The sequence below is a fragment of the Polyangium mundeleinium genome (genome assembly GCF_028369105.1).
GTDB classification, from domain to species: Bacteria; Myxococcota_A; Polyangia; order Polyangiales; family Polyangiaceae; genus Polyangium; species Polyangium mundeleinium.
Genome location: NZ_JAQNDO010000001.1, coordinates 4,375,271 through 4,398,525 on the forward strand (window position 1 = coordinate 4,375,271; position 23,255 = coordinate 4,398,525).

At 68.6% G+C, this 23,255-nt stretch carries 18 protein-coding genes and 2 pseudogenes; 7 read left to right on the top strand and 13 right to left on the bottom strand.

All coding sequences use genetic code 11. The annotated features are described in order from the left end of the window. Window positions 1–11 precede the first annotated feature (11 nt). Window positions 12–1,121, bottom strand: a complete 1,110-nt coding sequence (locus tag POL67_RS17495; protein ID WP_271918511.1) for an isopenicillin N synthase family dioxygenase — start codon at window positions 1,119–1,121, stop codon at window positions 12–14. A gap of 315 nt (window positions 1,122–1,436) precedes the next feature. Between POL67_RS17495 and POL67_RS17500 the strand changes: the two genes are divergently transcribed. Then, window positions 1,437–1,808 carry a hypothetical protein gene (locus POL67_RS17500; RefSeq protein ID WP_271931068.1) on the top strand — a complete coding sequence of 124 codons (372 nt, stop codon included), beginning with the start codon at window positions 1,437–1,439 and terminating at the stop codon, window positions 1,806–1,808. Window positions 1,809–1,835: 27 nt separating this feature from the next. Here the strand turns inward: POL67_RS17500 and POL67_RS54230 are convergent. The 4 genes and pseudogenes from POL67_RS54230 to POL67_RS17520 form a co-directional block, all read right to left on the bottom strand. After that, window positions 1,836–2,078 (bottom strand): annotated as a pseudogene (locus POL67_RS54230) (DUF4215 domain-containing protein); the annotation flags it as partial. A 128-nt stretch (window positions 2,079–2,206) separates the two neighbouring features. Beyond that, on the bottom strand, window positions 2,207–3,049 hold the full coding sequence (locus POL67_RS17510) for a DUF4215 domain-containing protein (protein WP_271918512.1): 843 nt from the start codon (window positions 3,047–3,049) through the stop codon (window positions 2,207–2,209). 64 nt (window positions 3,050–3,113) lie between these two features. Next, the gene (locus POL67_RS17515; protein ID WP_271918513.1) at window positions 3,114–4,535 is read right to left on the bottom strand and encodes a PEGA domain-containing protein; all 1,422 of its coding nucleotides are present in this window, start codon (window positions 4,533–4,535) and stop codon (window positions 3,114–3,116) included. A 183-nt stretch (window positions 4,536–4,718) separates the two neighbouring features. After that, a complete protein-coding gene (locus tag POL67_RS17520; protein ID WP_271918514.1) occupies window positions 4,719–6,281 on the bottom strand; it encodes a protein kinase domain-containing protein in 1,563 nt (520 codons plus the stop codon). 147 nt (window positions 6,282–6,428) lie between these two features. Between POL67_RS17520 and POL67_RS17525 the strand changes: the two genes are divergently transcribed. Further along, complete coding sequence (locus POL67_RS17525; protein WP_271918515.1) at window positions 6,429–7,955, top strand: ferritin-like domain-containing protein; 1,527 nt, start codon at window positions 6,429–6,431, stop codon at window positions 7,953–7,955. Between the two features lie 114 nt (window positions 7,956–8,069). Continuing rightward, window positions 8,070–9,185 carry a hypothetical protein gene (locus tag POL67_RS17530; RefSeq protein ID WP_271918516.1) on the top strand — a complete coding sequence of 372 codons (1,116 nt, stop codon included), beginning with the start codon at window positions 8,070–8,072 and terminating at the stop codon, window positions 9,183–9,185. Window positions 9,186–9,307: 122 nt separating this feature from the next. On the opposite strand, the gene POL67_RS17535 is transcribed toward POL67_RS17530, so the two are convergent. Together POL67_RS17535 and POL67_RS17540 are read right to left on the bottom strand one after the other, a co-directional pair. After that, entirely contained in the window at window positions 9,308–12,634 is a 3,327-nt protein-coding gene (locus POL67_RS17535; RefSeq protein ID WP_271918517.1) for an ATP-binding response regulator, read from the bottom strand. A 295-nt stretch (window positions 12,635–12,929) separates the two neighbouring features. After that, window positions 12,930–13,577, bottom strand: a complete 648-nt coding sequence (locus tag POL67_RS17540) for an HAD-IA family hydrolase (RefSeq protein ID WP_271918518.1) — start codon at window positions 13,575–13,577, stop codon at window positions 12,930–12,932. Between the two features lie 138 nt (window positions 13,578–13,715). Here POL67_RS17540 and POL67_RS17545 point away from each other — a divergent pair, with 138 nt between their 5' ends. Continuing rightward, window positions 13,716–15,878 carry a hypothetical protein gene (locus tag POL67_RS17545; RefSeq protein WP_271918519.1) on the top strand — a complete coding sequence of 721 codons (2,163 nt, stop codon included), beginning with the start codon at window positions 13,716–13,718 and terminating at the stop codon, window positions 15,876–15,878. Window positions 15,879–15,933: 55 nt separating this feature from the next. On the opposite strand, the gene POL67_RS17550 is transcribed toward POL67_RS17545, so the two are convergent. From POL67_RS17550 to POL67_RS17565, 4 genes are all read right to left on the bottom strand, one after another. Continuing rightward, window positions 15,934–16,485: a hypothetical protein gene (locus POL67_RS17550; protein WP_271918520.1), complete on the bottom strand. Its 552-nt coding sequence runs from the start codon at window positions 16,483–16,485 to the stop codon at window positions 15,934–15,936. Next, on the bottom strand, window positions 16,482–17,042 hold the full coding sequence (locus POL67_RS17555; protein WP_271918521.1) for an RNA polymerase sigma factor: 561 nt from the start codon (window positions 17,040–17,042) through the stop codon (window positions 16,482–16,484). Before POL67_RS17555 ends, POL67_RS17550 begins: the two co-directional genes overlap by 4 nt. A gap of 254 nt (window positions 17,043–17,296) precedes the next feature. After that, entirely contained in the window at window positions 17,297–18,352 is a 1,056-nt protein-coding gene (locus tag POL67_RS17560; RefSeq protein WP_271918522.1) for a hypothetical protein, read from the bottom strand. 31 nt (window positions 18,353–18,383) lie between these two features. After that, a complete protein-coding gene (locus POL67_RS17565; RefSeq protein WP_271918523.1) occupies window positions 18,384–19,007 on the bottom strand; it encodes a hypothetical protein in 624 nt (207 codons plus the stop codon). Between the two features lie 146 nt (window positions 19,008–19,153). Between POL67_RS17565 and POL67_RS17570 the strand changes: the two genes are divergently transcribed. Next, window positions 19,154–19,984 (top strand): magnesium chelatase domain-containing protein, encoded by an 831-nt coding sequence (locus tag POL67_RS17570; RefSeq protein ID WP_271918524.1) that lies wholly within the window; start codon window positions 19,154–19,156, stop codon window positions 19,982–19,984. A gap of 5 nt (window positions 19,985–19,989) precedes the next feature. Next, on the top strand, window positions 19,990–20,409 hold the full coding sequence (locus tag POL67_RS17575; RefSeq protein WP_271918525.1) for a hypothetical protein: 420 nt from the start codon (window positions 19,990–19,992) through the stop codon (window positions 20,407–20,409). Window positions 20,410–20,448: 39 nt separating this feature from the next. Here the strand turns inward: POL67_RS17575 and POL67_RS54235 are convergent. Together POL67_RS54235 and POL67_RS17585 are read right to left on the bottom strand one after the other, a co-directional pair. After that, window positions 20,449–21,579, bottom strand: a pseudogene (locus POL67_RS54235) (recombinase family protein); the annotation flags it as partial. Continuing rightward, window positions 21,563–22,375 (bottom strand): hypothetical protein, encoded by an 813-nt coding sequence (locus POL67_RS17585; protein ID WP_271918527.1) that lies wholly within the window; start codon window positions 22,373–22,375, stop codon window positions 21,563–21,565. The pseudogene POL67_RS54235 and the gene POL67_RS17585, both read right to left, overlap by 17 nt. A gap of 313 nt (window positions 22,376–22,688) precedes the next feature. Between POL67_RS17585 and POL67_RS17590 the strand changes: the two genes are divergently transcribed. After that, on the top strand, window positions 22,689–23,126 hold the full coding sequence (locus POL67_RS17590) for a MerR family transcriptional regulator (RefSeq protein WP_271918528.1): 438 nt from the start codon (window positions 22,689–22,691) through the stop codon (window positions 23,124–23,126). Window positions 23,127–23,255: the final 129 nt, after the last annotated feature.

Consider the following 23,255-nt stretch of genomic DNA (forward strand, 5'->3'; position numbering starts at 1 on the left):
GCGGGGCTTCTTCAGCGGCTCTCGCCCGCGCGCACGCTCGCGAGCCTGTCGTAATGGCGATAGCCGAGCTTCGAGAGGACCTCGGGCGGCGCGAGGCCGATATCGACCAGCGTCTTGATATCGTACGTGCCCGCCAGGACCGGCGGCCGATAGGCCGTCATCGTTTCCCGGGTCTGGAACGGGGGCAACGGGAAGAGGCGCGTATCGGTGTGCACATGGACGAAATGGGCCATCGAGGTGCGTGCATACCCTGGGGTCTTCGGCGCGGTGATCACGTGGGGCGTGGCGAGCAGGCGCCCCCCGGTCAGGATCTCGAGCTGCTGGCCCACCTGGGCCACGATGCAGCCCGGCGGCGCGGTGCCCGGCACGAGCTCACCGCCGGGACGACCCTCCGAGCCCCGCGTGCGCAAAAAGAGCCCGCTCCGGTCGTCGGGCCGTGCGCAGCGATTCTGATCCCGGTCGAGGAACCAGCCGCCCGGCAGGAGCGTGAGCAAGTTGAAATCGGTATGCTCCTCGCCCCAGAGGACGCCGCTCTCGCATTGCTGCGCGTCGAGCGGCAGATACTTGAGCGCGCGCGTGACGTGGGGGGCGCCGCGGGTCACGTCCACGAAGGTCTCGCGCGGCAAAGAGAGCGCGTCGGCGCACGCGCGGAGGAGCGCGAGGCCGGCCTCGTGCAGGGCAAGTCCGATTGCCTCGTAAAACGTGCGGAAGTGCGGCCGGTTTTCGGGCCACACGTTCGGCGGATGGATCTCGGGGTAGAGCTCGGCCGCGACGGGATCGACGTCGATGGGCGCGGCAAACCAGCACTCCTTGAAATCCGGCTGACCCCCGGCGACGACGGCCTTCTCGGTGTTCGGCGGGGTGTATCCGCGCTGGAACCAGAGGTCGGCGCGGGCCCAGCGGCGCTTCTCGGCCTCCGGGAGCGCGGTGAGCGCGAGGAACTCGGTGTAGAACGCATCGAGCGCGGCGGGGTCGATGCCGTGGTTTTTCACGTACACGAGCCCGTACCGGCCGAGCCCACGCGCGATCGCAGCGGCGGCCCGTGTTTCGCGCTCGACGTCGCCGGAGCCGACGTCCTGGAGATCGAGAATGGGGATATCGTCGTGGAGCGTGCCGGTCATGGCGCGGGGACTACCACGGGTGGGGGAGGTGGTGCAACGGGGGTGTGAGGACCGGGATGTGGTTTGGGACGGCGGTCAAGGCGCGGCGCAGAAGCCGTTCATGCAATTGTTGCTGTAGCACTCGACGTTCAGGGTGCAGGTGTCGCCAACATTCCTGATGCATGTCTTCTGGCCGTCCATGTCGGGATCAGCGCAACGGGTGGACGCACACTCAGCGCTGGAGGCGCACGGTCGCCCCAATGCTTTGAGGCAGGGTCCAAGGAGGCCTGGGCATGCCTCACCCTCGCTGGCGAGGCATGCCTCACTCATACCGTAGTGCAAATCTTCGCCATACTTTTCGACTGCGGCGCATTCTCCGGCGAGCCCGTCGATGTTGCATGCGACGCACGCTATGTCGCACGCTTCGCCGCAGCAAACGCCATCTACGCAGAAGGTCGTTTTGCAGTCCGTGCCCGCGAGGCAAGTCTTCCCCTGCGAGCATGGCGCGCAATGTGCGCCGCCACAATCCATATCCGTCTCGTCGCCATTCACGAGCCCGTCGTCACAACTCTTGCAGGTATTATCGAAGCAGTACCCATCCACGCCGCAATGCTGGTTCACCAGACACTCGACACATTGCCCTGCGCCATCGCAGAGGCCCGCTGCGCAAATATCGCCCGCCGGCTTCGCCAGGCAATTGCTTGGTGAGCCCGCCTCGGTCTTGCACGTGTAGCAAGCATCCACCGAGCATGACGTGCAGCCGTCGCTGCCCGTTTGGTTCCCATCGTCGCAGGTCTCGTCCGGGTCGAGGATGCCGTCGCCGCACGCTGGCGGCACGGAGCCCCCCGCGCCGCCGGCTCCTCCGTTGCTCGGATCGACGAGCACGTACTCGTCCAGCCCGAGGATCTGGCCACAGCCGACCCCGAGCAACCCAAGGGTCACAAACCATCCGCAAATCCGCGCGTAAGCTCCGTTCACCGGTACCTCGAGATCTCCGGACGTACGCTAGCGGAGCTTCAGGCGGGCGTGAAGAGAGACGAAAGATGCGTAGGGGGGGCGGGTGGGGAATGGTGCGCGGGGGGGCTCATCGAGCCCCCGCGGCTACGTCACATGGCGCAGGCGCCGTCCATGCAATTGTTGCTCGCGCATTCGCTGGCCGCCGAGCATGGCTCGCCGTTGTTCTTCACGCACGTCTTTGTTCCGTCCAAGTCGGGGTCTTTGCAGTTGACGGTCGCACACTCGGGGTTATTTGTGCAGCTCTGGCCCACCGCCTTCCCGCATGTTCCGAGGCCCGAGCACTCTTCGCCCTCAGCTGCGAGACACGCCTCACCCATTCCGTAGCTCGGGTCTTCGGCGTACTTGGGGATGGCGCTGCACTCGCCGATTGTGCCTGCCAGGCTGCACGAAAAACATGCGTCGTCGCATGCGCCGTCACAGCACACGCCATCCGCGCAGAACGTCGACGTGCAATCCGCGCCCACGACGCACGTCTTGCCCTGCTCGCAGAGCCCGCAATGCGTGCCACCACAATCGACGTCCGTCTCGTCGCCGTTCTTCACGGTATCGTCGCACGCCGCGCACGCGTCCTGGAAGCAATACCCAGTGCCGCACTGAGAATTGTCGATGCACTCGACGCACTGGCCCGCTTCATTGCAGAGCTTCGTCCCCTCACACGCCTCGCCCGCAGCTTTCGGCGTGCACGCGCTCGGCGCGTTCGCGTCACACGTGTAACACGCGTCCACCGCGCAGGCGGAGCAGCCGTCGCCGTCCGTGTTGTTCCCGTCGTCGCACGTCTCGCCCATGTCGAGGATGCCGTCGCCGCAGCTCGACGCCATCCCTCCCGAGCCGCCGTTGCCCGCGCCGCCCGTCGTATCCGGCGGAAGCGGGGCGTCGTCGGGACAACCCGCGAGCGCTGCCATCAGCGCGCCGAGGGTCAAAGCCAAGGTCATCGATGATCCGTACCGATTCATTTGGAGATTCCAACCTCTCGTTCGTCAGGGCATCGGCCCTCGATCAAAAGCTTCCCTTCACCACGACACCACCCGGCGTCACGTGGAGGGATGCAGAAGGCTGCGACTTCTTGCCCGTGAATGCGTAAACGGCCGTACCGGCGCCGATGACCCCCGCGCCGATCAGCGTCACGAGCGCCGTGGTCCCGAGCGCCGCGCTCGTGCTCTGCCCATCGCGGAAATCACTCACGCATTGCTGATTCGCCCGGACGCACCTGTTCGTCTCCCAGGCGTCATAGCTGTTCGAATCGACCACCGAGTACCCAATGAACGTCCCGAGGCTCACGAGCGCGAGTCCACCCGCAATGCCCGCGCCCGCGAAGATCAGCGTCTTGTTCCGCGCCGGCGGCGGGGGCGGCGGCGGAGGCAGGGGTTTGGCCACGGGCTGCGGCGGGGGCGTGACCGCGAGCGGCACCGTGGTCTCGGCGCCGGCTGCGACCGTGAGCTCTTTCTTGGCCTCCGGCATCCCTTCCTTGCGCGCCGTGAGGATACGCGGGCCGGGCTCCACGAAGACCGCGCCGCTGAGCGGCGACGTCCCCACAGGCTTGCCATCGACCTGCACCTCGGACCCGTCCACGTCGACGCTCACGATCACCGTGCCGACCTTGGATTTCGCCTCGGCGAACATCTTTTCGGCCGCCTGACGATCCTCCGGCTTCGCCGCCTGGCCTTCGCGCAGGAAATACGAGAGGTGCTCCGCCGCGTCGCGCGGCTTTCCAAGCTGCATCTCGGAGCGCGCGAGGGCGAGCGCAATCTCCGCGTTCGGCTTGATCCGGAACGCGGCGTCGAGCGCCTCGCGGGCCTTGTCGTGCTGGCCGGCCTTCTGCGCGCGCAGGCCTTCTTCGAGTTTTTTCGCCGCTTCCTTCTCCGGATCGGCGGCGGGCGCAGCGGGCGCCTTTGCATCGGCGCCAGCCTGCGCCTTCCCGTCCGGCGTCGCGGCATCCTTTTTCGGATCGGGCGTCGCGGCTTGCGCCTTTGCATCCGCCGGCGCGGCGGGAGCCTTTGCCCCCGGCGGCGAGGCCGGAGGCGGAGCGGCGGGGGGCGCGGCCTGGGCTTTGGCGCCTGCCGGAGGCGCGGCCGGCGGAGCGGCGGGGGGCGCAGCCTGAGCTTTTGCGCCTGCCGGAGGCGTGGCCGGTGCTGCGGCCGGTGCAGCTGCCGGGGCCTTCGCGCCTGCCGGTGACGCAGCGGCCGGAGGCGCCGCCGGGGCCGTCGCCGGGGCGGCCGGCGCCTTTGCAGCCGGGGGCGGCGCGGCGGGTGCCGCAGACTTCGCAGGCAATGCCCCGCCCGACTTCGGCGCGTCTGCTGCGGCGGGGGAAGCCACGCTCACCAGCGCCGCCGCGAGCCCGAGCGCGGCCCACGCCGCGCGACCCTGTTTCGTTGTGCGCCGGACCTCACCGTCCGGTTGAGCCAACCATCGTCGTTTCATGCGCCGGCATTGGAACGCACCCCCGCGCCGTTCACAAGAAAAAAGGTACGCCTATTCCGTGCCCCAGGCTTCCGTCCGCGTCGACCCCCGGTCGTCCCACCCTCCAGCCAATCCACGGCACACGTGTCCCATGGCAGAAGAATATTTCGGTGGTGGTTTGTCGCACCTTATTGTTGTCGTCATTCAACGCGCCTTGCGTCGCCGCTCGCCCTTCGCCGCTCGGAGGCCTGCCTCTTCCTCGGCGAGCGCCGCGAGCTCTGCGCTCTCTTCGGCCTCCTGCGCGTTCTTCCCGGGCCGCGGGAGCTCCTCGATCCGTTTTCCCCCGGCTGCGATGCGCATGCGTTCGCCCCCATGCTTTCGCGCGAGCTTCTCCCGCCGGATCTCCTGCCGCAGGCGCAGCTCCGCTTCTTCCTCGGGGGTCGGATCGACCGGGAACAGATACTTCACCGCGTGCGCGGCGAGCCCGACGCCCCAGCCAAGCACCGGGATAAACCACCATTTCCCTCCCGCCGTCACCATGTCGAACAAGAAAAAGAATACGCTGAAGACGCCCCACATCGCCGCGTGCCGCTCGAGCTTCTGCTTCTGACGGGCCCGCTGCGCGGTCTTCCCGTCCGGGTCCGGCGCGGCCGGAGGCGTCGCGGGGGACGCCGGTTCGAGCGCCGGCTTGAGCGCCACGAGCGCCGCGCGGAGCTCCTCCTCCTCGACGCCCACCTCCCGCGCGGCCGCGGCGAGATCGGCATACGCGTACTTGCGCCCCTCCGCCTCCAGCTTCGCCTTGCGCTCGAGCGCGAGCGCGATCGCCTGCCCGAGCTCCTGCGTGGAGTAACGCCCCGCCGTGATCGGGCCCGACGAAGGCCGCGGGGCCACGCGCGGCTCGCCTTTCGGCCCCTTCGAATCCGCCTCCTCCGCGAGCGGTTCGAGCAGCTCCACGAGGTCGTCCATCGACCCGTACCGCTCCGCCGGCGAACGCGAGAGCGCGCGGCCGAGGACCTCTCGCAGCGCCGCGGGCACACCCTCGGCCCGCATCGGCCGCGGCGGCTCGGACATCATCGCCGCCACGGTCGAGAGCGCGTCGTGCGCGTCCCAGGGCCTCGTTCCCTCGCAAAGCTCGTACCCGAGCACCGCCCACGAGAACTGATCCGTGCGCCCGTCCGCGGACTTCCCGCGCACCTGCTCGGGCGCCATGTACATCGGCGTCCCGCTCACGCTGCTCTTCGTGGCGAGCGACGCCGCGCTCGGCTTCGCCGTGGGCCCTGCGGGATCCACGGGCGCCTGGCTGCGCCGTGCAATGCCGAAGTCGAGCACCTTCACCCGCCCGTCGCGCCGGACCATCACGTTCTCGGGCTTGATGTCGCGGTGCACGATCCCCGCCCGGTGCGCGGCCGCGAGCGCGCGGGCCACGTCGACGAGCCAGCGGATCTTGCGACCGACGGGCACGCTCGGATCACCGACGTAGGCGCGCAGCGTCTCGCCTTCGACGAGCTCCATCGCGATGAACGGCTGCCCTTCCCACGCACCTGCGTCGTAGATGGCGATCGCGTTCGGATGATCGAGTGCTGCGACGGCCCGCGCTTCACGGAGCGCCCGCGCCGCGGCCTCCTCGTCGCCGGCCGCGAGCGTCTTCAGGGCGACCTTCCGATCGAGCTTCAGATCGTGGGCCCGATACACGACGCCCATGCCGCCCTCGCCGAGCACGGCTTCGATCTCGAAGCGGTCCGCCACCACGTCGGAAGCTTTCAGCATACGGCGCGCGAGGGTAGCGCCCGCCGCGCCCGCGCGCGAGTCGTTCGATGCGACACGAGCGAGCGCCGGATCTCGACATCATCCTTCCTTCCTTTGCGACGGCGGGCGCCTTAGGATCGGCCCCTCACTCCACGAGGAGGAACCCCCATGCACGATCGACTTGCTTTTCTTTCGTTACGCCTCTCGCTCTTCGCCGCCCTCGGCCTCTCCGCCATCGCCTGCGGATCGAGCGTGGAGAACGGCGGCTCCGGTGGGGCCGGCGGCTCGGGCGGGAGCGCGAGTTCGAGTTCGAGTTCGAGCCAGGGCGGCGCCGGCGGCGGCGGTTTCCCCGGTTGCGCGGGCGGCACGCCCATTCTGCTCGCAAACGGCTCCGACAGCGGCTACGTGCGGTGCGACGACGACACGATCCACCGCGCGGCAGTCGTCGCATGCGACCCCACGATCAACGCGCCTGCCTGCGAAGGCACCGAGACGAACAAGTCGTGCACGACCGACGCCGATTGTACGGACAAACCGCACGGCAAATGCATCCACCGGGACGCGTCCGGCGAGGACCCCAATACCTCCTGCGGCTGCGCGTATGCGTGCGCGAACGACGCCGAGTGCGGAGCGGACTCCGTCTGCGTCTGTGACGGCGTCGTCGACAATGGCGTCGCCTGGTCTCGCTGCTCCGTGTCCGCCACCTGCAAGGTCGACGCCGATTGTCCGAGCGGCGAGTGTGGCATCACCTCGTTCTTTGATGGATGTTACCCGCAGGTCGGCCTCGCGTGCCGCTCGGACGCGGACGCCTGCCGCGTCGACGCCGATTGCATGGGCGGCGCCGCTTGCGTGACGATCCCGTGGAACTCGACCCCGGGCACGTTCACCTGCGAGACGGATTCCTGCGCGATCGGCCGCCCCTTGCTCGTTGCCGGCGCTGCCCGCACCGCGCCTGCTTCGGCCCGCGTCGATTGGATCCTCGCCGAAATCACGCCCGACACGGCGTCGCTCGATCCGGCCGTCCGGAGCGCGCTCGCCGAGGCGTGGACCGAGATTGCCGCGCTCGAACACGCGTCCGTCGCGAGCTTCGCGCGCTTCACGCTCCAGCTCATGGCCCTCGGCGCGCCGCCCGAGCTGCTCTTCGCCGCGCAACAGGCCGCCGCCGACGAGGTCGAGCATGCCCGCGTCGGGTATGCCCTCGCGAGCCGGTATGCCGATCGCCCGATCGGCCCCTCGAAGCTCGATCTCACGGGCGTCCCGCTCGACACCGACCCCCGCGTGGTGCTCGCCTCCCTCATCGAGGAGGCTTGCGTGGGTGAGACGATCGGCGCCGCCGAGGCGCTCGCGCTCGCGGGGATCGTGCGTGATCCCGTGCTGCGCGAGGTCCACGCGCGGATCGCCGAGGACGAGCAGCGCCACGCCGAGCTCGCCTGGCGCACCCTGCGATTCCTGCTCGCCGGGGCTGACGAGGACACGCGCCGCTTCGCCCGCGCCACGTTCGACCGGGCGATCGAGGCCGCGTCCGCGGAGCCTTCCCTCCGGCGCGCCGTCGTGGCCGAGGACGTTGGTCTTTTGTCCTCCAAGCAAATCGGCGCCCTCCGCCGGCAGGCTTTGCGTGACGTCGTGCGTCCTTGCGCCGACGCGCTCCTCGCGCCTGCCGTCGCGCCGGTCGCCCTGGCCGACCTCCATGCCTGAGCGCCTCCGCTCGCGCCCGTGACTTCGCGCGGCTCCGGGGTTCACGCTCTCCATAGCCGCGCGTTTCTCCCTTGACACAAGCGCGAAACATCCGGTCTGCTGGACTCTGTCCGCATGTTTCGCCGTGCCCGCGCCCCCATGGCCCTCGGCGGCCTCGCGCTCCTCGTGATGGGGCTCGCGGTCCTGTCGCTGGGCTCGCGATCGGCGCCCATGGCATCGGCGGCCGTGCAGGTCGAGGCGCCGCTTTCCCCGCCTGCGCCTCTGCCTGCGCCTCTGCCTGCGCCTCTGCCTGCGCCTCTGCCTGCGCCCCCGCCGGCGAGCGTGTCCTCCGCGACAGTGCCTGCGGTGCTGGCCCCGGACACGCTCCCCGCGCCTCCGCCGGTCGCGAGTGCAAAGCCGGGCGAACGCGCCGACGCCCATTTTGATCGTTCCTGGCGTGCGCCGCTCGCCGGCGGGCTCTTGATGTTCCCGCCGTCGTGGTCGTCGGAGGACGGCCAGTACGACCTCGTCCTGCACCTCAACGGCAACACGGACCTCGTCGAGGAAAACTACGGATACGCGGGCGTGAACGCGGTCGTGGCCATCCTGAACCTCGGCGTCGGCTCGGGCGTTTACGAGGACCGGTTCGCCGATCCCGCCGGCCTTCGGCTCATCCTGTCACGTGCGCAGGACGTCATGGTGGCGCGCGGTTTGAAAAATGCCCGCCTCCGGCGCATCGGCCTTTCGGCCTGGAGCTCGGGCTACGGCGGCATCATCAAGATTCTTTTGCATGAGGAGTTCTTCGAACGAATCAACGCGATCGTCCTCATCGATTCCATTCATTGCGGATACGACCCGCACTCGAAGGCGCTCAAGCAAGATCAGATCGAGCCCACCCGCCGCTTCGCGAAGAAGGCTGTGGACGGGAAGGTCCTGCTCTCGATCGTGCACTCGGAGATCGAGACGTACGGCTATCACAATGCCCACCGCACCACCGATTTCGTGCTCGCATCGGTGGGCGTCTCGCGGACGCCGACGAACGTCTTTCAGCCCTTGCCGAACGTCCCGGCGATGAAGCACGTCGTCCCGAACGCGTACATGAAGCCGCTCGAACCGCTCACGGAGGCGCACCGCGGGGAGCTGCACGTGCGGGGGTACGGCGGCACCGGGCCCTATACGCACATGCTGCACCTCATTCAATTCTCGACGACCGCGCTGCCGGATCTCGTGGCGTTTTGGGGCACGCGTTAGCAGCCTGTGGACTCATCTGCTGCGCGCCCCGAATCGTCGGTCGACATCGCTCGAAATCCTTCAGGATTCCTCGCTCCGTCGCCCTAGCTTCGGGGCGCTCGCGACGATGATTCCACAGGCTGCTAGCCCTCGTTCCGCGGACGAACGCCCGAAAGCGCCGCATACAACGTATCCATCTCGACGGGCTTGACGAGGTGCGCGGAAAACCCTGCCGCGCGGGCGCGATCACGATCGCCCGGCTGCGCATATCCGCTCAGCGCGAGCAGGCGCTGAGGCGCCGGCGAGAGCTCGCGGAGGCGCCCGGCGAGCTCGTAGCCATCCATCACCGGCAGGCCAATGTCGAGCACCGCGACCTCGGGCTGCCATTGCCGTCCGAGATCGAGGCCGCTCGGGCCGTCGAACGCCACGCGCGTCTCGTAGCCCGCTGCCCGGAGCGCCTCCGCGAGCAGCACCGCGGCGTCCTGGTTATCGTCCACGACGAGGACACGGCAGCGCCATGCGGGCGCCGCGTCCACGCGCCGCTCCCACGTGCGCGGCGGTGCGCTCATTTTCGACGTGGTGAGTGGCAAACGCACGATGAATTCGCTGCCGAGGCCACGCCCCGCGCTCCGCGCCTCGATGTGTCCGCCGTGCGCCTCCGTCAGGTTTTTCACGATGGCGAGGCCGAGCCCGAGGCCTCCCTCGCTCCGATCGATCGCCCGGCCGCCTTGCACGAAGAGGTCGAAGATCCGCGGCAAGAGATCGGGAGGGATGCCGATTCCCGAATCCCTCACGCGCAGCGTGGCCCATCCCTCCTCGTGGGAGGCGGAGACCTCCACGTGGCCTCCCTTGTCGGTATATTTTGCGGCGTTCGTCAGGAGGTTTCCGACGACCTGCGCGAGGCGCATCTCGTCCCCGTCGATCACGAGCCCCTCGGCCGGCACGGCGACGCGCAAGGTGTGGCCGCGCTGCTCGATCAAGGGGCTCGATTGCTCGAGGGCCTTCGCGACCACCTCGGTGAGCTCCAGGGGGCGGCGCCGGAGCTCGATTTTGCCGCGTGCGATCCGGGAGACGTCGAGCAGATCGTCCACGAGCCGCACGAGGTGCTGTACTTGCCGCTCGATGACGGCCCGCTCGCGTTCGAGCGTGGAGCCATTGCGCAGCCGCATGAGCTCGAGCGCCGTGAGAATGGGCGAGAGCGGGTTCCGGAGCTCGTGGCCGAGCATCGCGAGAAACTCGTCTTTCGCTCGGCTCGCGGCTTCGGCGCGTGCTTTGGCCTGGGAGCGTGCCTGCGAGAGCGAGATCTGGGATGCAACCCGCGCAAGGAGCTCGCGGGCCGAGAAGGGCTTGATCACGTAATCGTCGGCGCCGGCGTCGAGACCCTCGACGCGCGCCGCCTCGCCCGCGCGCGCGGAGAGCATCACGATCGGAATCGAGGACGTCCGCGGACTCTGCCGCAGCGCGCGCAGGAGCGCGAAGCCATCCATGCCGGGCATCATCACGTCGCAGAGCACGAGATCCGGGGGCGAGCGCCGCGCCTCCGTGAGCGCTGCCATTCCGGAGGGCACCGCCGTCACGTCCCACCGTGGGGCGAGCAATCGATGCAGATACCCGCGCATGTCGGTATTGTCGTCCACCACGAGAATCCGCGCGCGGGGCGCCGCCTCCCGCGTGGGAGGCTCGCCTTTCGCGGAGAAATGCAGCACGTGCTCATCGGGCTCGGGCAGCCAGCGCAAGGCCTCTTCAAGAAATGGCGCGGGGCCGATCGCCGTGGAGGCGAGCGCGAGCGGCGCGCCAATGCGATCCGCGGGCAAATGCGCGGCGCCCGTGCGCAGCGAGATCCGGAACGTGCTGCCCCGACCGACCTCGCTCTCGACCTCGATCTCGCCGCCGTGCAAGCGCACGAGATCCTGCACGAGCGCAAGCCCGATCCCGGCGCCCTCGTGCGTCCGGGCCCGCGCGCCCTGCACGCGGTGAAATCGCTCGAAGATCCTCGGGAGCTCCGACGCGGGGATGCCGGTGCCCGTGTCCCGGACCGCGAGGATCACCCGATCCCCGGCGTGGCGCAGCGACACCGCGATCTCGCCGTCGAACGTGAATTTGAGCGCGTTCGAGAGCAGATTGAGCACGATCTTCTCCCACATGTCGTGGTCGACGTACATCGACTCGGACAGGGGCAGGCAATCGACGTCGAGCCGCAGCCCGGCGCGCTCGATGGCCGAGCGGAACGTGCCGGCGAGCTCGCTGGTCATCCGGGCGAGATCCGTCGCGACATACGAGGCGTCGATGCGCCCCGCCTCGATACGGGCGAAATCGAGCAGGCTCTTCACGAGCTTGAGCAGCCGCTCCGCGCTCCGCTGCGCGAGATCCACGTGCGTACGTTGCGCGTCCGTGAGCGGGGGATCGCCGAGGGCGAGCTCTTCGAGCGGGCCCAGCATCATCGTCAGCGGCGTCCGGAATTCGTGGCTCACGTTGCTGAAAAACGTGGTCTTGGCCCGGTCGATCTCGGCGAGGGCCTCGGCGCGCCGCCGCTCCGATTCGTGGGCGCCGGCGTTCGTCAGCGCGCTCCCGATCTGCGCGGCCGCGAGCTCCAGGTAATTGCGATAGGCGGCGTCGAGCCGCAGCCGCGGGCTGATGCCCAGGACGAGCGCGCCGGCGATCCGGCCGAGGCCATGGTCCTCGACGGGCAGCACGATCGCTTGCTCGATCGGCTCCGCCCACGGCTCGCACACGAGCTCGCCGACGCGCCTCCGCACGTCGTCCACGACCCTGCCGCTGCGCCGCATGTTCACCTCGTGGATCGGCCAGGGCCCCTCCGTGTCCTCGGGGGACGGCGCCCAGCACGCGCGGTGATTCGCAGGGAGCCCGGAAAAACCAGCGAGGCGCGCGACGGAGCCGGTCTCGTCGAGCAGATACAGCAAAACGAAGGGGACGTCGTTTCGATTCTCGGCGAGGTGCCGCGCCGCCGCCTGGCAGACCTCCTCCGCCGAGCGTGCGCCGAGCATCGCGGCGCCGAGCGCGCCGAGGTTTTGCAGCCGCCTTCGCCCGAGCACCTCGCCCGTCTCCTCGGAGCACGCGCAAAACACGCCCGCGATGGAGCCGGTGTCGTCGTTGATGGGGCTGTACGAATACGTGAAATACGCCTCTTCGGTGTACCCATTCCGATCGACGGGCAAGAGGACCTCGTCGCCGGAGAGCGAGCGCCCCTCGCGCAGGACCGCCTCGGCCCAGGGGCCGATGATGTGCCAGACCTCCGACCACACCTCGGACGCCGGCCGCGCGAGGGCGGCCGGGTGCCGCTGGCCGAGAATGGGCACGTAGGCGTCGTTGTAAAAGCCGAGCAGCTCGCGCCCCCACCAGACGAACATCGGGTGCCGGGCGCCCAGGATCATCTGGATCGCCGTCTTCAGGCTGCGATCCCAGCCCGCTGGCACGCCCACGGTCGTGCCCTCCCAATCGTGAGCCCGCATGCGCGCGCCCATCTCCCCGCCCCCGCGGAGACAATCGGCCATTCTGGAACACGCTCCGTCGAGGGGCGATGATTGCATGATCTTTCGAGGGAGGACACCCGCCCCTCCGCGCTCGCTGGAGGCAGAGACAGGCTGGGGACGCAGGAACGCTAAGGGAAATGCAGGTCCCCCGTCGCTCCGTCGTTTCGTCGAAAGACGGAGAATGCGTCGCAGGAATCCTCCGTCAGGGGAACCCTGAACGCGGGTCCGGCCCATCCGGACGAACCCCGCTCGGGTTTGGCACGAAAAAAACGATTCAGCCGAGGACCAGCGGGACGATGTCCTCGGGTTTTTCCAGCCAGTGCGAGGGCTCGGACGGGGCGAGGTGGGCGCGCGACATCGGTCCCCAAAGCGCGGCGCCCGTCGCGACCCCGGCGCTCCGCCCGGCGTGCATGTCGTGCAGGCTGTCGCCCACGAAGATCGCCTCCTCGGGCCGGGCTCCGAGCTGCGCCAGGGCGAGATCGACCGGCTCTTTGTGCGGCTTCGGGTTCGTCACGTCATCGGCGCAGACGAGGATCGAAAACACATCCGAGAGCCCCGCGACGTCGAGCCCGCGCAGGGTGCTGTGCCGGTTCTTGCTCGTCACGACGGCGATCTTCACGCCCGCCTCGGCGAGCGAGCGGACGCAGGAGACCGCGCCGGGGTAGGGCCGCACGCACGCGTCGTGGTGCGCGAGGTTGTAAGCCCGGTACGTCTCGATCATCGCGAGCACCGCCTCCGGATCGTCCGCGAAGCCGGCGAGCTGCGCCTTGAGCGGCGTGCCGACGCCGCGGAGGAGCACGTCGTCCTCGCACGGCGGCAGGCCGTGGATGGCGAACGTGTGATGATAACTGTCGAGGATGAGGCGGATCGAGTCGATCAGCGTGCCGTCGAGATCAAAGAGGACCGTCTTGTATCGCCGCATGAGTGCCGCGTCATTACCACGTTCCCGCCCGGGCGCACGTGACGCCTCGGGGCGGAAGGAGCCTCGGAGATTTCGGGGAACTCGTCCAGGCGTGGCGTGTCCCTGCCCCGACCGTCCAGAAAACCCGAGGCCCCTTCGATGCTTTCGACGCCCCGCTATTTTTCCGCCATTCTTGTCACGACGCTCCTCGCGACGAGCGGGCACGCTTTGGCGCAGACCACGCCGAAGCCGCCCCTTCCCCTCAAGACCGTGCGCCTTTACGAGTCGGGGGTCGGTTACTTCGAGCGATCGGGCAGGGTCGGCCGCGACGCTGGCCTCGCGCTGCCCGTGCCGGTCTCGCACCTCGACGACGCGCTGAAGACGCTCGTCGTGCTCGGGACCGACGGGAAGACCAGCGTCGCGGGCATCGAGTTCGCGAGCAGCATCAGCGTGGAGAACGGCCGGGCGCTCGCCGGTTTGTCCGAGGGATCGGGCCCCGTGACGCACGCGAGCCTGCTGCGCAGCCTGAAGGGCGGCGGCATCGAGCTGCGCACCGCGCGCGAGACCGTGAAAGGAAAGCTCGTCGACGTGCTCGACCCGGACGACGGAGAGCCGGGCCCGTGCGTGCCGGTCGCCGAGGCCGAGGCCCCGAAAAAGCCGGGCGAGGGCGCGCCGGGCCACTGCGTGTCGCGGAAAGAGACGACGCTGCTCGTGCTCACCACGGAGGCCGAGATCCGGAAGTTTTTCCTGTCCGACGTGGTCGGCGTCAAACCCACCGATTCCTCGCTCGCAGCGCGGCTCGGCGCGAGCGCGTCCGTGTCCTCGACGCAAGGCACCTTGGCGCGGCGCGATTTGCGGGTGCTCGCGGAGAGCACGTCCGACGTGACGCTCGGGTATGTCGCGGAGGCGCCGGTCTGGCGCTCGACATACCGGATGGTGCTCAGCGACAAGGAGCAACGCGGCATTTTGCAGGGCTGGGCGCTCGTTCACAACGACACGGACGAGGAATGGAAAAAGGTCAAGGTCGAGCTCGTCAATGGCCGCCCCGATTCCTTCCTGTATCCGCTCGCCGCCCCGCGATACACGCGCCGCGAGCTCGTCGCGCCGGCCGAGGCGCTCTCCACGGTCCCGCAGCTCGTCCTGCAGACCGCGGACGCGATGTGGAGCGAGATGATCGGCGATACCTTCGGTGCCGGCGGGCTTGGGCTCTCGGGCCTCGGCGAGGGCGGGGGCGGGCGCGGGGAGGGGATCGGGCTCGGTCGCATCGGCACGATCGGGCACGGGAGCGGCACGGGGACGGGCATCGATCAGGGGTCGAGCACGGTGCTCTCCGTGGGGGATCTAGCGAAGGTGGCCGAGGCAGAGGGCATGGAAGCGGGCGCGCTCTTCCGGTATTCGATGCCTCTTCCGATCGACCTCCGGGCGCACGGATCGGCGCTCCTGCCCTTCCTGCAGCAATCGGTCTCCGCGCGCCGGATCGTGTGGTTCGGCAGCGTGCACGAAGTCGGCCGGAGCGCGGCGCGCATCAAGAACGACACGAAGCAGACCTTGCCCGCGGGCCCCATTTCGTTCTTCGCGGACGGCGGTTTTGCCGGCGAGGCGCAGATCGACCGCCTGAAGCCCAGCGAGATCCGCTTCCTCGCGTTCGGCACGGACATCGACGTCGAGCTCACGCAGAACAACATGCTGGTCACGGACGAGGTGCAGCTCGTCGAGCTCCAGGATGATCAGCTCGTCGAGCATTTCATCCGGCACACGCGCGTCGATTACACGATCGAGAACCGGAGCGGCGGGGCGCGGACCGTCTTCTTGAACCTCGACGTCGTGCGCAACGCGACGGTGACCGGCGCAGACGAGCTCGATTTCGACGTCGTGTCGAACAAGCCGTTCGCTGTGTTCGCGAGCGAGCCGCGATCGAAGAAGGTGCGGCGCGTCGAGGCCGACGAGGGTCTGTCCCGGGGAACGGCCATGAGCACGCTGAATCCGAGGGGGCTCCGGGCCATCGCGGCCGCGCCGAAATTGCCCGCGGCGCAACGCGCCACGCTGGAAGACGCGGCAAAACACCTCACAGACGCAGAGGCGCGCGAGAGCCTCTTGCCAAAACGAAGGGCCGATCTCGACGAGCTCGTCCAAGATCTCGGTCGGCTGCGAGGCTACCTCGCCGCGACCCGATCGAAAAACGACGCGGAGAAGTTCACGGCACAGATCCTGGAGAAGGAAGCCAAGGTGAAGGAACTCCGCACGCGGATCGCCAGCCTCGGGACCGAGGTGGAGGGGTATCGCGGGCGAGCGCGGACGGCGCTGGCGAAGCTCCATCGGTAAGGTCTTTTGGGGCAACCGCTTCGCCGGGGTTTCACCCCGGACCAACGGTTGCCCGTCACCGCGCGCCGCGTGAAGCATTGCGCAGCCTCGCCAGGAGCACGCGGGCCAGGCGGCGGAGCTTCTTCCAGAGCGACGGGGATTCCGCTGCGGCGGCGTCGAGCGGCGCGGGCGCCTTGGGGTCGGCCGTCTCCGCGGCCCAGGCGACGAGGCTTTCCCGCAAGGCCGCGGGTGCTGGGGCGCGCGGCGCGAGCGCTTCGAGGACGCCGTCGAGCTCCTCGGGAAACGGTTCCGACGTCTCCTCGGCCCAGGTCACGAGCCGCTCGCGCAGCGCGTCCGGCGCTCGCGTGTCGGGGTCGGGCGCGAGTGCTGCGAGCACCGAGCGCAGGATCGGATCGGAGGCCGGCGCCGGCTCCGGCGCGGCGCTCGACGGGCGCGCGGGCAGGACGAACGGCACGGGCATCGGGCGCGGCGGATGCGGCGCCGCGCGTTTCTTGGTCGCCTCGCGGACATCATTGCGCGGCCGGACGAAGAGCGTGATGAGCTTCGCGAACCCCTTTTTCGGCGCGGGCGCCGGGGCTTGCCGTTTCCTCGCTTGCGAGCGCTTCATAACTCGCTCCCGGACAGCTTGAGTTTTTCGATCAGCCGCGAGAGCCGTGATTTCACGGTCCCGAGCGGGATGGAGAGCGCCTGCGCGATGTCCTCGTAGCTGAGATCCTCCTGGTATCGGAGCAAGAGGAGCGCGCGATCGGTCTCGTTCAGGTCCTTCACCACGCCGCTCACGCGCTCGGCGCGCTGCCTTTGCTCGATGCGCGAGATGGGGTCCGTGCTCACCGGGTCCGTGGCCTCGTCCGCGCCCGGCCCCTCGAACACCTGGCGCTCCCGCTCCCGCCTCCGACGCACGTCGATCGCCTTGCGCACCGCGATCTTGACAACCCACGCGTGCTTGTCCTCGACGGACGCGTCGTACCGGTGCGTGCGCATGGCCACGATGACCGCCATGAAAGCCTCCTGGGCCGCGTCGTCGACGTCGGGGCCGGCGTGGAGGACGCTGTGGACCCACCCGTAGATGAAATCCGCGAGCGTGCCCCCCGCCACCCTGTCGCCCCGAGCCGCCGCTTCCAGCAGCTCGACGGTGATGCGGTGTGTTGCTTGTCGCTTGATCATGAAACGTCCGGGCCTACCACGAGCGAGGGCGGCGGATGGTTCCCTCATTTCGAACGTCGCAACGTCGCGACGTCGCGACGTTCGAAATGGAGCGTCCGGGCGTACCACGCAGGAGCTGGCGGATGGTTCCATCATTTCGAACGTCGTGACGTCGCGACGTTCGAAATGATGCGTCCGGACGTACCACGAACGAGGGCAGCGGATGGTTCCCTCGTTTCGAACGTCGCGACGTCGCTCCCGGCCGGCCGGGCCCTTCAGCGCCGCTCGGGCAAGACGATCACGGTCCCCTCGGACGAAAGCTCGAGCCTCCGCCGCGTGGATCCCTCCGCCATTTCGATTTCCATCTTGCCGGTCGTGATCACGCGCGCCGTGGGGCGCTTCGGCACGTTTCCGGAGGGCCGTCCCACGGCGATGGGCGCGGGCCAGAGCTCCTTTCCGCGCTCGTCGTACCGCATGGCGAACACGGCCTCCTCGCGCCGCGAAAGAGGCCGTTCGGCCGAGCCCGCGCCGACGAGGACGAACGTATCGTCGGTATCGACCAGGATCCCGACGGCCGCGCCCGGAGCCGGCTTCCAGGGCAGCGTGAGCCCGGAACGGCCCCACGCGCGCATGCCTTGCTCGTCGATCCGCGAGGCGCGCGCCTCGCCTTCGCCCGAAGCGACGACGACGTGCCCGTGACCGGGCCAGTACAGCGCGGAGATCGCCTCGCAATGGGGGATCTCCACGACCTCGTAATCGGCGAAGATCCCGCCCTCCGAGGTCCAGGCGCGGAGCGCCGCGAGCTTTCCCGCCGCGTCGCAAAAGGCCACGCCGACCGACGACTCCGGGCCCCGCACCACCATCATTTCCCGCACGCCCGGCACGATCCCCGCGAGCGGCATTTCCTTCGTCCACGCCCGCGTGCCGTCCGCCGCGACGACCAGCACGAGAGGTTTGTCGGGCTGGGACGAATCCTGGATCAAGAGGGCCTGCCGATCGCCCGGGAGCGTCTCCACCTGCAACGAGAGCGGGAGCCCCACATGCTCTCCGAAATGCGCGAGGACGGCGTCCCGATGCAGGGAGAGCCGCGGGTCGTCTTCGAGCCGCTTGACGTCCGAGCGCCGGGGTTCGGTCGCTGGCAACGCGTGATCGGAGGGCACGTCGGGCGCGGGCGGCGAAGGCGCGGGATTCGCGGCCGCGGAGGCGGTTGCCGCGGCAGAAGCGTCGGTCCCTGCGTCTGCCGGCGCGGCGCTCTCGTCGCGGCGGCATGCGGGGAACACCACGAGCGCGGCGGCGACGAGGAGAGTACCTGACGAACGCCTTCGAATCATCGCGCGGAGTGTACCGCCCGGACGAGCCGTCTCAAGGGCCGTCGAACGTCGCGACCTCGGAGACGTAGGCCTCGTCGCCGCAGGTGCTCACGAGGACGAGCGAACGTGCGCGTTGCCGCGGCAGCGGGAAAAACGCCACGAGGTGCGTGCTGCCATCCTCCCGGCGCTTGGTTTCAGGCGCGACGAGCGTGGTCTTCGTGCTGTCGAGCACGACGACCGTGGAGACGCAGCCCTTCGCGTCCGCAGGCAAATCCGCGGTGCAGGACTCGGTCGTGCACGCGAGCGGGAGGGGCCGCGGCAGGGGCGCGCGGGCCGGATCGAGATCGATCTCGGCGTGGAATGACCCGTCCTGCTCCTCGATGCGAAAATCACGGCCGGGCACGAGCACGAGCGGGCGAATCCCGGGCACGTGGACGAAGAGCGGAATGTGGTCCGGGGGCACGTTCATCGCGCCGTACGTCCCGACGAACCGGCCCGCCATGTCCACGGGAAATGGGCTCTTCGCGCCCTCGAGCGGGACCACGAGCGCGGCGTCGGTGGCTTGGGGGAGCTGGATTCGCCCCTCGACGTGGACGTGGGAGGTCCGGTCGCATCCCGTGATCACGAGCGCTCCGAGCCCGAGCACGACCCTGGATCGAACGAGGCGACGCCCCATCGGCGACGACCCTACCACGCGCGCCGCGAAGGAGGGACCCCTGGCGGCCGCCAGGCGGAAATCCGCGCCGCCACCCCCGGCACCCTGAAAAACGCGGGTTTTTCAGCATGTCTCGGCCCGGCACGGCGCTCGCAAAAAGGGCGGGCATGCAGGCGACGGCCCTGACCTTCATTCTCGTCGGCCTCGACGCGTCCCCCGTGCGCGTCGAGGTGGACTCCGGCCGCGGGCCGGCGTCGTTCCAGCTCGTCGGGCTCGCCGAGGCGAGCGTACGCGAGAGCCGCGTCCGCGTGCGCTCGGCGCTCTCGCAGATAGGCGTTGCCCTCGACGAGCACGTGATCACGGTGAACCTGGCGCCCGCCGATCTGCGCAAGAGCGGCGGCGCGTTCGACCTGGCGATCGCCATGGCGGTGCTCGGCGCGCTCGGCAAGGTGCCGGGCGAGGCGCTGCGCGGGCTCGCGTTCCTCGGCGAGCTCTCCCTGACGGGCGCGATCCGGCCCGTGCGTGGGGTCTTGCCCGCGCTGCGCGGCGCGGCGGCGCGTGGGCTCGGGCGCGCGGTGGTCCCGCGGCACAACGGGGCCGAGGCGGCGAGCGTGCCGGGCATCGAGGTCCTCGTGGCCGACCACCTCGGCGACGTCGTGTCGGCCCTCGCGGGGGAAGGCGAGCTGCCGTCGGCCGGGCCGCGCCCGTCGCTCGCGCCAAACCCCGCGGAGGCGGCCGTCGATCTCGCGGAGGTGCGGGGCCAGCACGTGGCGCGGCGCGCGCTCGAGATCGCCGCGGCGGGCGGGCATAACCTCCTGATGATGGGCCCGCCGGGCGCGGGGGATCCTGGTTCCTCTGACCCACGGCGGGACGTCTTGCCTGCCAGCACCGTCATAAGCCGTTCGCTAGGCGGATCGGCGTTGTTGGCCGAGAGCAGCTCGCGGGTCGGCAGCGCCAGGGAGACGGTGAACTCGGCGTTCGAGAGAGCGCGCACCTGAAGGTCGTGGTCGCGCTTGAACTCCTGGAAGATCGCGCGCTGGTAGTTGGGTCGGTTCTCGACCCTTTTCTTGAGCCTATCGAGGTACTGACGAACGCGCTCGACCGTGATCTTTCCTGGCACCGAGGCGGCTTGGGCCTCGAGCTGGGCAAGGTCCGTCTCGACGACCTGCAGCTCGGCGCGGAGCTCGCGCACGCGGTCAAGGAGGGCAGCGTCTCGCGCGAGATCTTTCGACGACTCGAAGAGGGTGAAGTACTTGGCGATCGCCCCCTTGAGCTCGTCGCGCCTGCGCCTCAGCGCCGGCAGCTGTCGCTGCACCTCAGGCTGCTCTTGCTCGAGCTTCTTCTGAAGGCGCTCGACATGCTGCATCACGAACTCTGGCGACGAGAGGATCTCGTGGAGCCAGCGCCACACGCCGCTTTGTAGACCCGTGGCGTCGATGAGCGGGAAGGAGCAGAGATCAGGCCCTCCAGTGTGCCGGCGAGAGCAGATGTAGTACCGGCGGGTCGAATGGTGGCTCCACTTGCCAATCACGCGGCTGCCGCAGCTCGGGCAGCGCAGGATGCCGGTGAGCGAAAAGGTCTCGTTCGCCTTCGGTCCTGGCCGCTGCCGCTTGGTGGTGTTCTCCCGCGTCTTGACCGACTGGGTTTTTTCCCAGATCTCAGGTGTGATGAGCGGAGGATGCTCGCCTTGGTAGAGCTTCTGCTTGTAACGCGGGAGGCGAGAAGGCAACCGGTCTTCATAGGCCCCTTCGTCATAGGTCGTGAAGCCGGCGTAGGCGGGGTTATTGATGATGCGGTTGACGTAGTTCGCGAGCCAGGCGCAGCCGTTGCGCGTCTTGTAGCCGCGCTCGTTCAAGTGCCTACATATCCGCTTGCAGCCGTACCTGTACTGGGGCGAGGTATAGAGTTCGAAGATGAGGCGCACGACATCGGCTTCTTTTTCGTCGATGTACCAGCACTTGCCGACAGGGTATTCGAGGCACGCTTGTCGGTACGATTCGTCAGGGGAGTGCCCGGCCGCCACGAGTTCCTTGATGCGGCGCGACTGGGACGTGTAGCCGAAGGGGGGAGGGCCGCCACCCGTTTTGCCCTTGGTGGCCTTGCCGCGCTTCATCTCGCGGATGCGCTCGGCAGTGAGGTTGACCTCGAGCTCGGAAGCGGCTCCGAGAACCTGCAACGAGAAGCGCCCGTGTGCGCTCTTGTAGTCGTACTGGTTGCTGAAGTCCCAGAGCTGGACCCCATGCGCCCGGAGAACGTGCAAGAGACGGCTCTGGATCTCGTTGCCCCTCCACAATCGGTCGGTGTGCCGCGCGCAGACGCCAAGGACGCGGCCGGCCGCGATGTCGTCGAGTAGCTGTTTGAGTGCCGGCCGCTTCTCCGTCCACAGTTCGGCGGTGACGTGCTTCTCCTCGACGTAGATCCGGTAGTCGTGCCAGCGCCGCAGCCCAGCTACCTCCCTTGCTCGGGCACACTGGTTGGGGATCGAAAGATCGGTCTTGACGCTCTCCTCCCTGGTAACTCGAACATAAAAAGCCCACCAGCGAGCGGGCGCTGGTCCATTACCCCAGGACTGAAGCTCAGCTGCAGTCATCATCTTCGTGCACCAGTTCTACAAGTAGCTCGCTAATGACGTCGAGAACATCGTCTGACAGCCGGAACCCCCGAGTCGTAAGTTCACGGGTGGGCTGATCAATGGGCTTGATGCGCGCTACGACTTCTTGATCTCCTCCGCCTGGCGTCGACGGGTGCAGCGAGACCGCGAAGGAGCCTCGTACGACAGGGGTGGCGTCCCAGTCCCCGCCGGTCTTGCGCAGCGTTGTCGACTCGTTATGTCTCCGTTGCCTCGTCCGCGTGGCACCGGCCGCCTGGGAGCGGTCTTGTTCAGCGGCTGGCGACGTCTTGTGCAGGAGGTCCGTGGCTTGTTCTAGCGGACCGAGGTGTGGTTCTGGTTCTGGTGGTGATGGCTGCGGCGATGTGGTCGCCGCGTTCACGCGCGTCGAAGGGCGGCGCGCCTTGGGCGTGCGAGGCCGCGCGCTCGTGGTGGTCTCAGGGCGTGCGTTGCGGGCAGCGTCGTTTCGCGCCTTCATCCGCTCCGCGCGAGCCATCTCGGCGCGCCGCGCCGCCGTTCGGCGCCGGATCGCCGCGAACTGCTCGGGTGTCACACCCACGGTCTGTCGGCTGAGCTTCGCAATGCTGTACTGCCAGAGGAGCGCCGACTTGACCGGGTCGACGTCCTCGGGGTCCTCATCAGGCTCGGATTCAGCTACGCGGTAGTAGTCGTCGTCGACAAGCCGCCAGGCATCCCCCTCGTCGGGCCCGTCGACGAACTCCTCGAGCTCGCCATGCGCGCCGGGCTGGGCTTCCTGCGGCAGAATTTGCTCTTCCATCACTGTCACCTCGGGAAGCGGCAAGGATACTACAAGCTTGTCACCTTGGCCAGGTCACCAGGCGCCCTTCTCCGGGAGTTTGGAATTCCGGGAGCCGAGAGCACGATATCTGCCGTTGAAGGTTTGTCCGGGAACGTGCTTCTTTCAGAAGAACAAGTAGTTGTTCTCGTTGCTGACTACTTGTCTCGCGCGTTCTTCTTTCGGCTTGAAACGAAGGCTCTTGCGCGATCGGTACAAGTCCTTGTTGTGCCATGAAGACCTGCAGAAGGGGGTGGGGTTCCCTTTCTGCGATGCCCCGTGATGGAATACCCACACCATGGATATTACCTATACGGCAGGCGACGCGGTCCGGGTCTCCGGGTTGCGTTATAAGAAGCTGGACGAAATTCTCCGCAGCGGGCTCCTCAAGCCCAGCGCCGGAGGAGGTCAGGGGCGCGGCTCGCCGCGTCGGTTCACGGCCCGAGATCTGCTCGCGCTGCGGCTCGCGCGGCAGATCTTGAAGGCCGGCATCCGCGTGCAGACGATGGCCGGGGCCTTGCGCTACGTGCAGCGGGGCCACGGATTCCCCGAACTCCACGAGCTCGTGAACGTGGCCATCTGGACCGATGGGCAAGAAGTCGTCTTGTGCGACAAGACGAGGAAGAAGTCGGCCCCAGGCTCGAGCGAGCGCTGCGTGAGCCATTACGTGGACCTCGGTCCGGCCGCGGAGCACGTGCGGCGTGGGATCGAGCGGCTTGCATCGAAGCAGCGGTAGGGCGGCGCGCGAGCCTAAAGGATATTGCGCGTCTGAGCAACAACCCAGGAAAGACAACGGCCCCCACCGCCGCCAAAGAGGAGGGAGCCGTCATGAGATACGAACATGAACACGATAGCAGAAGAAACG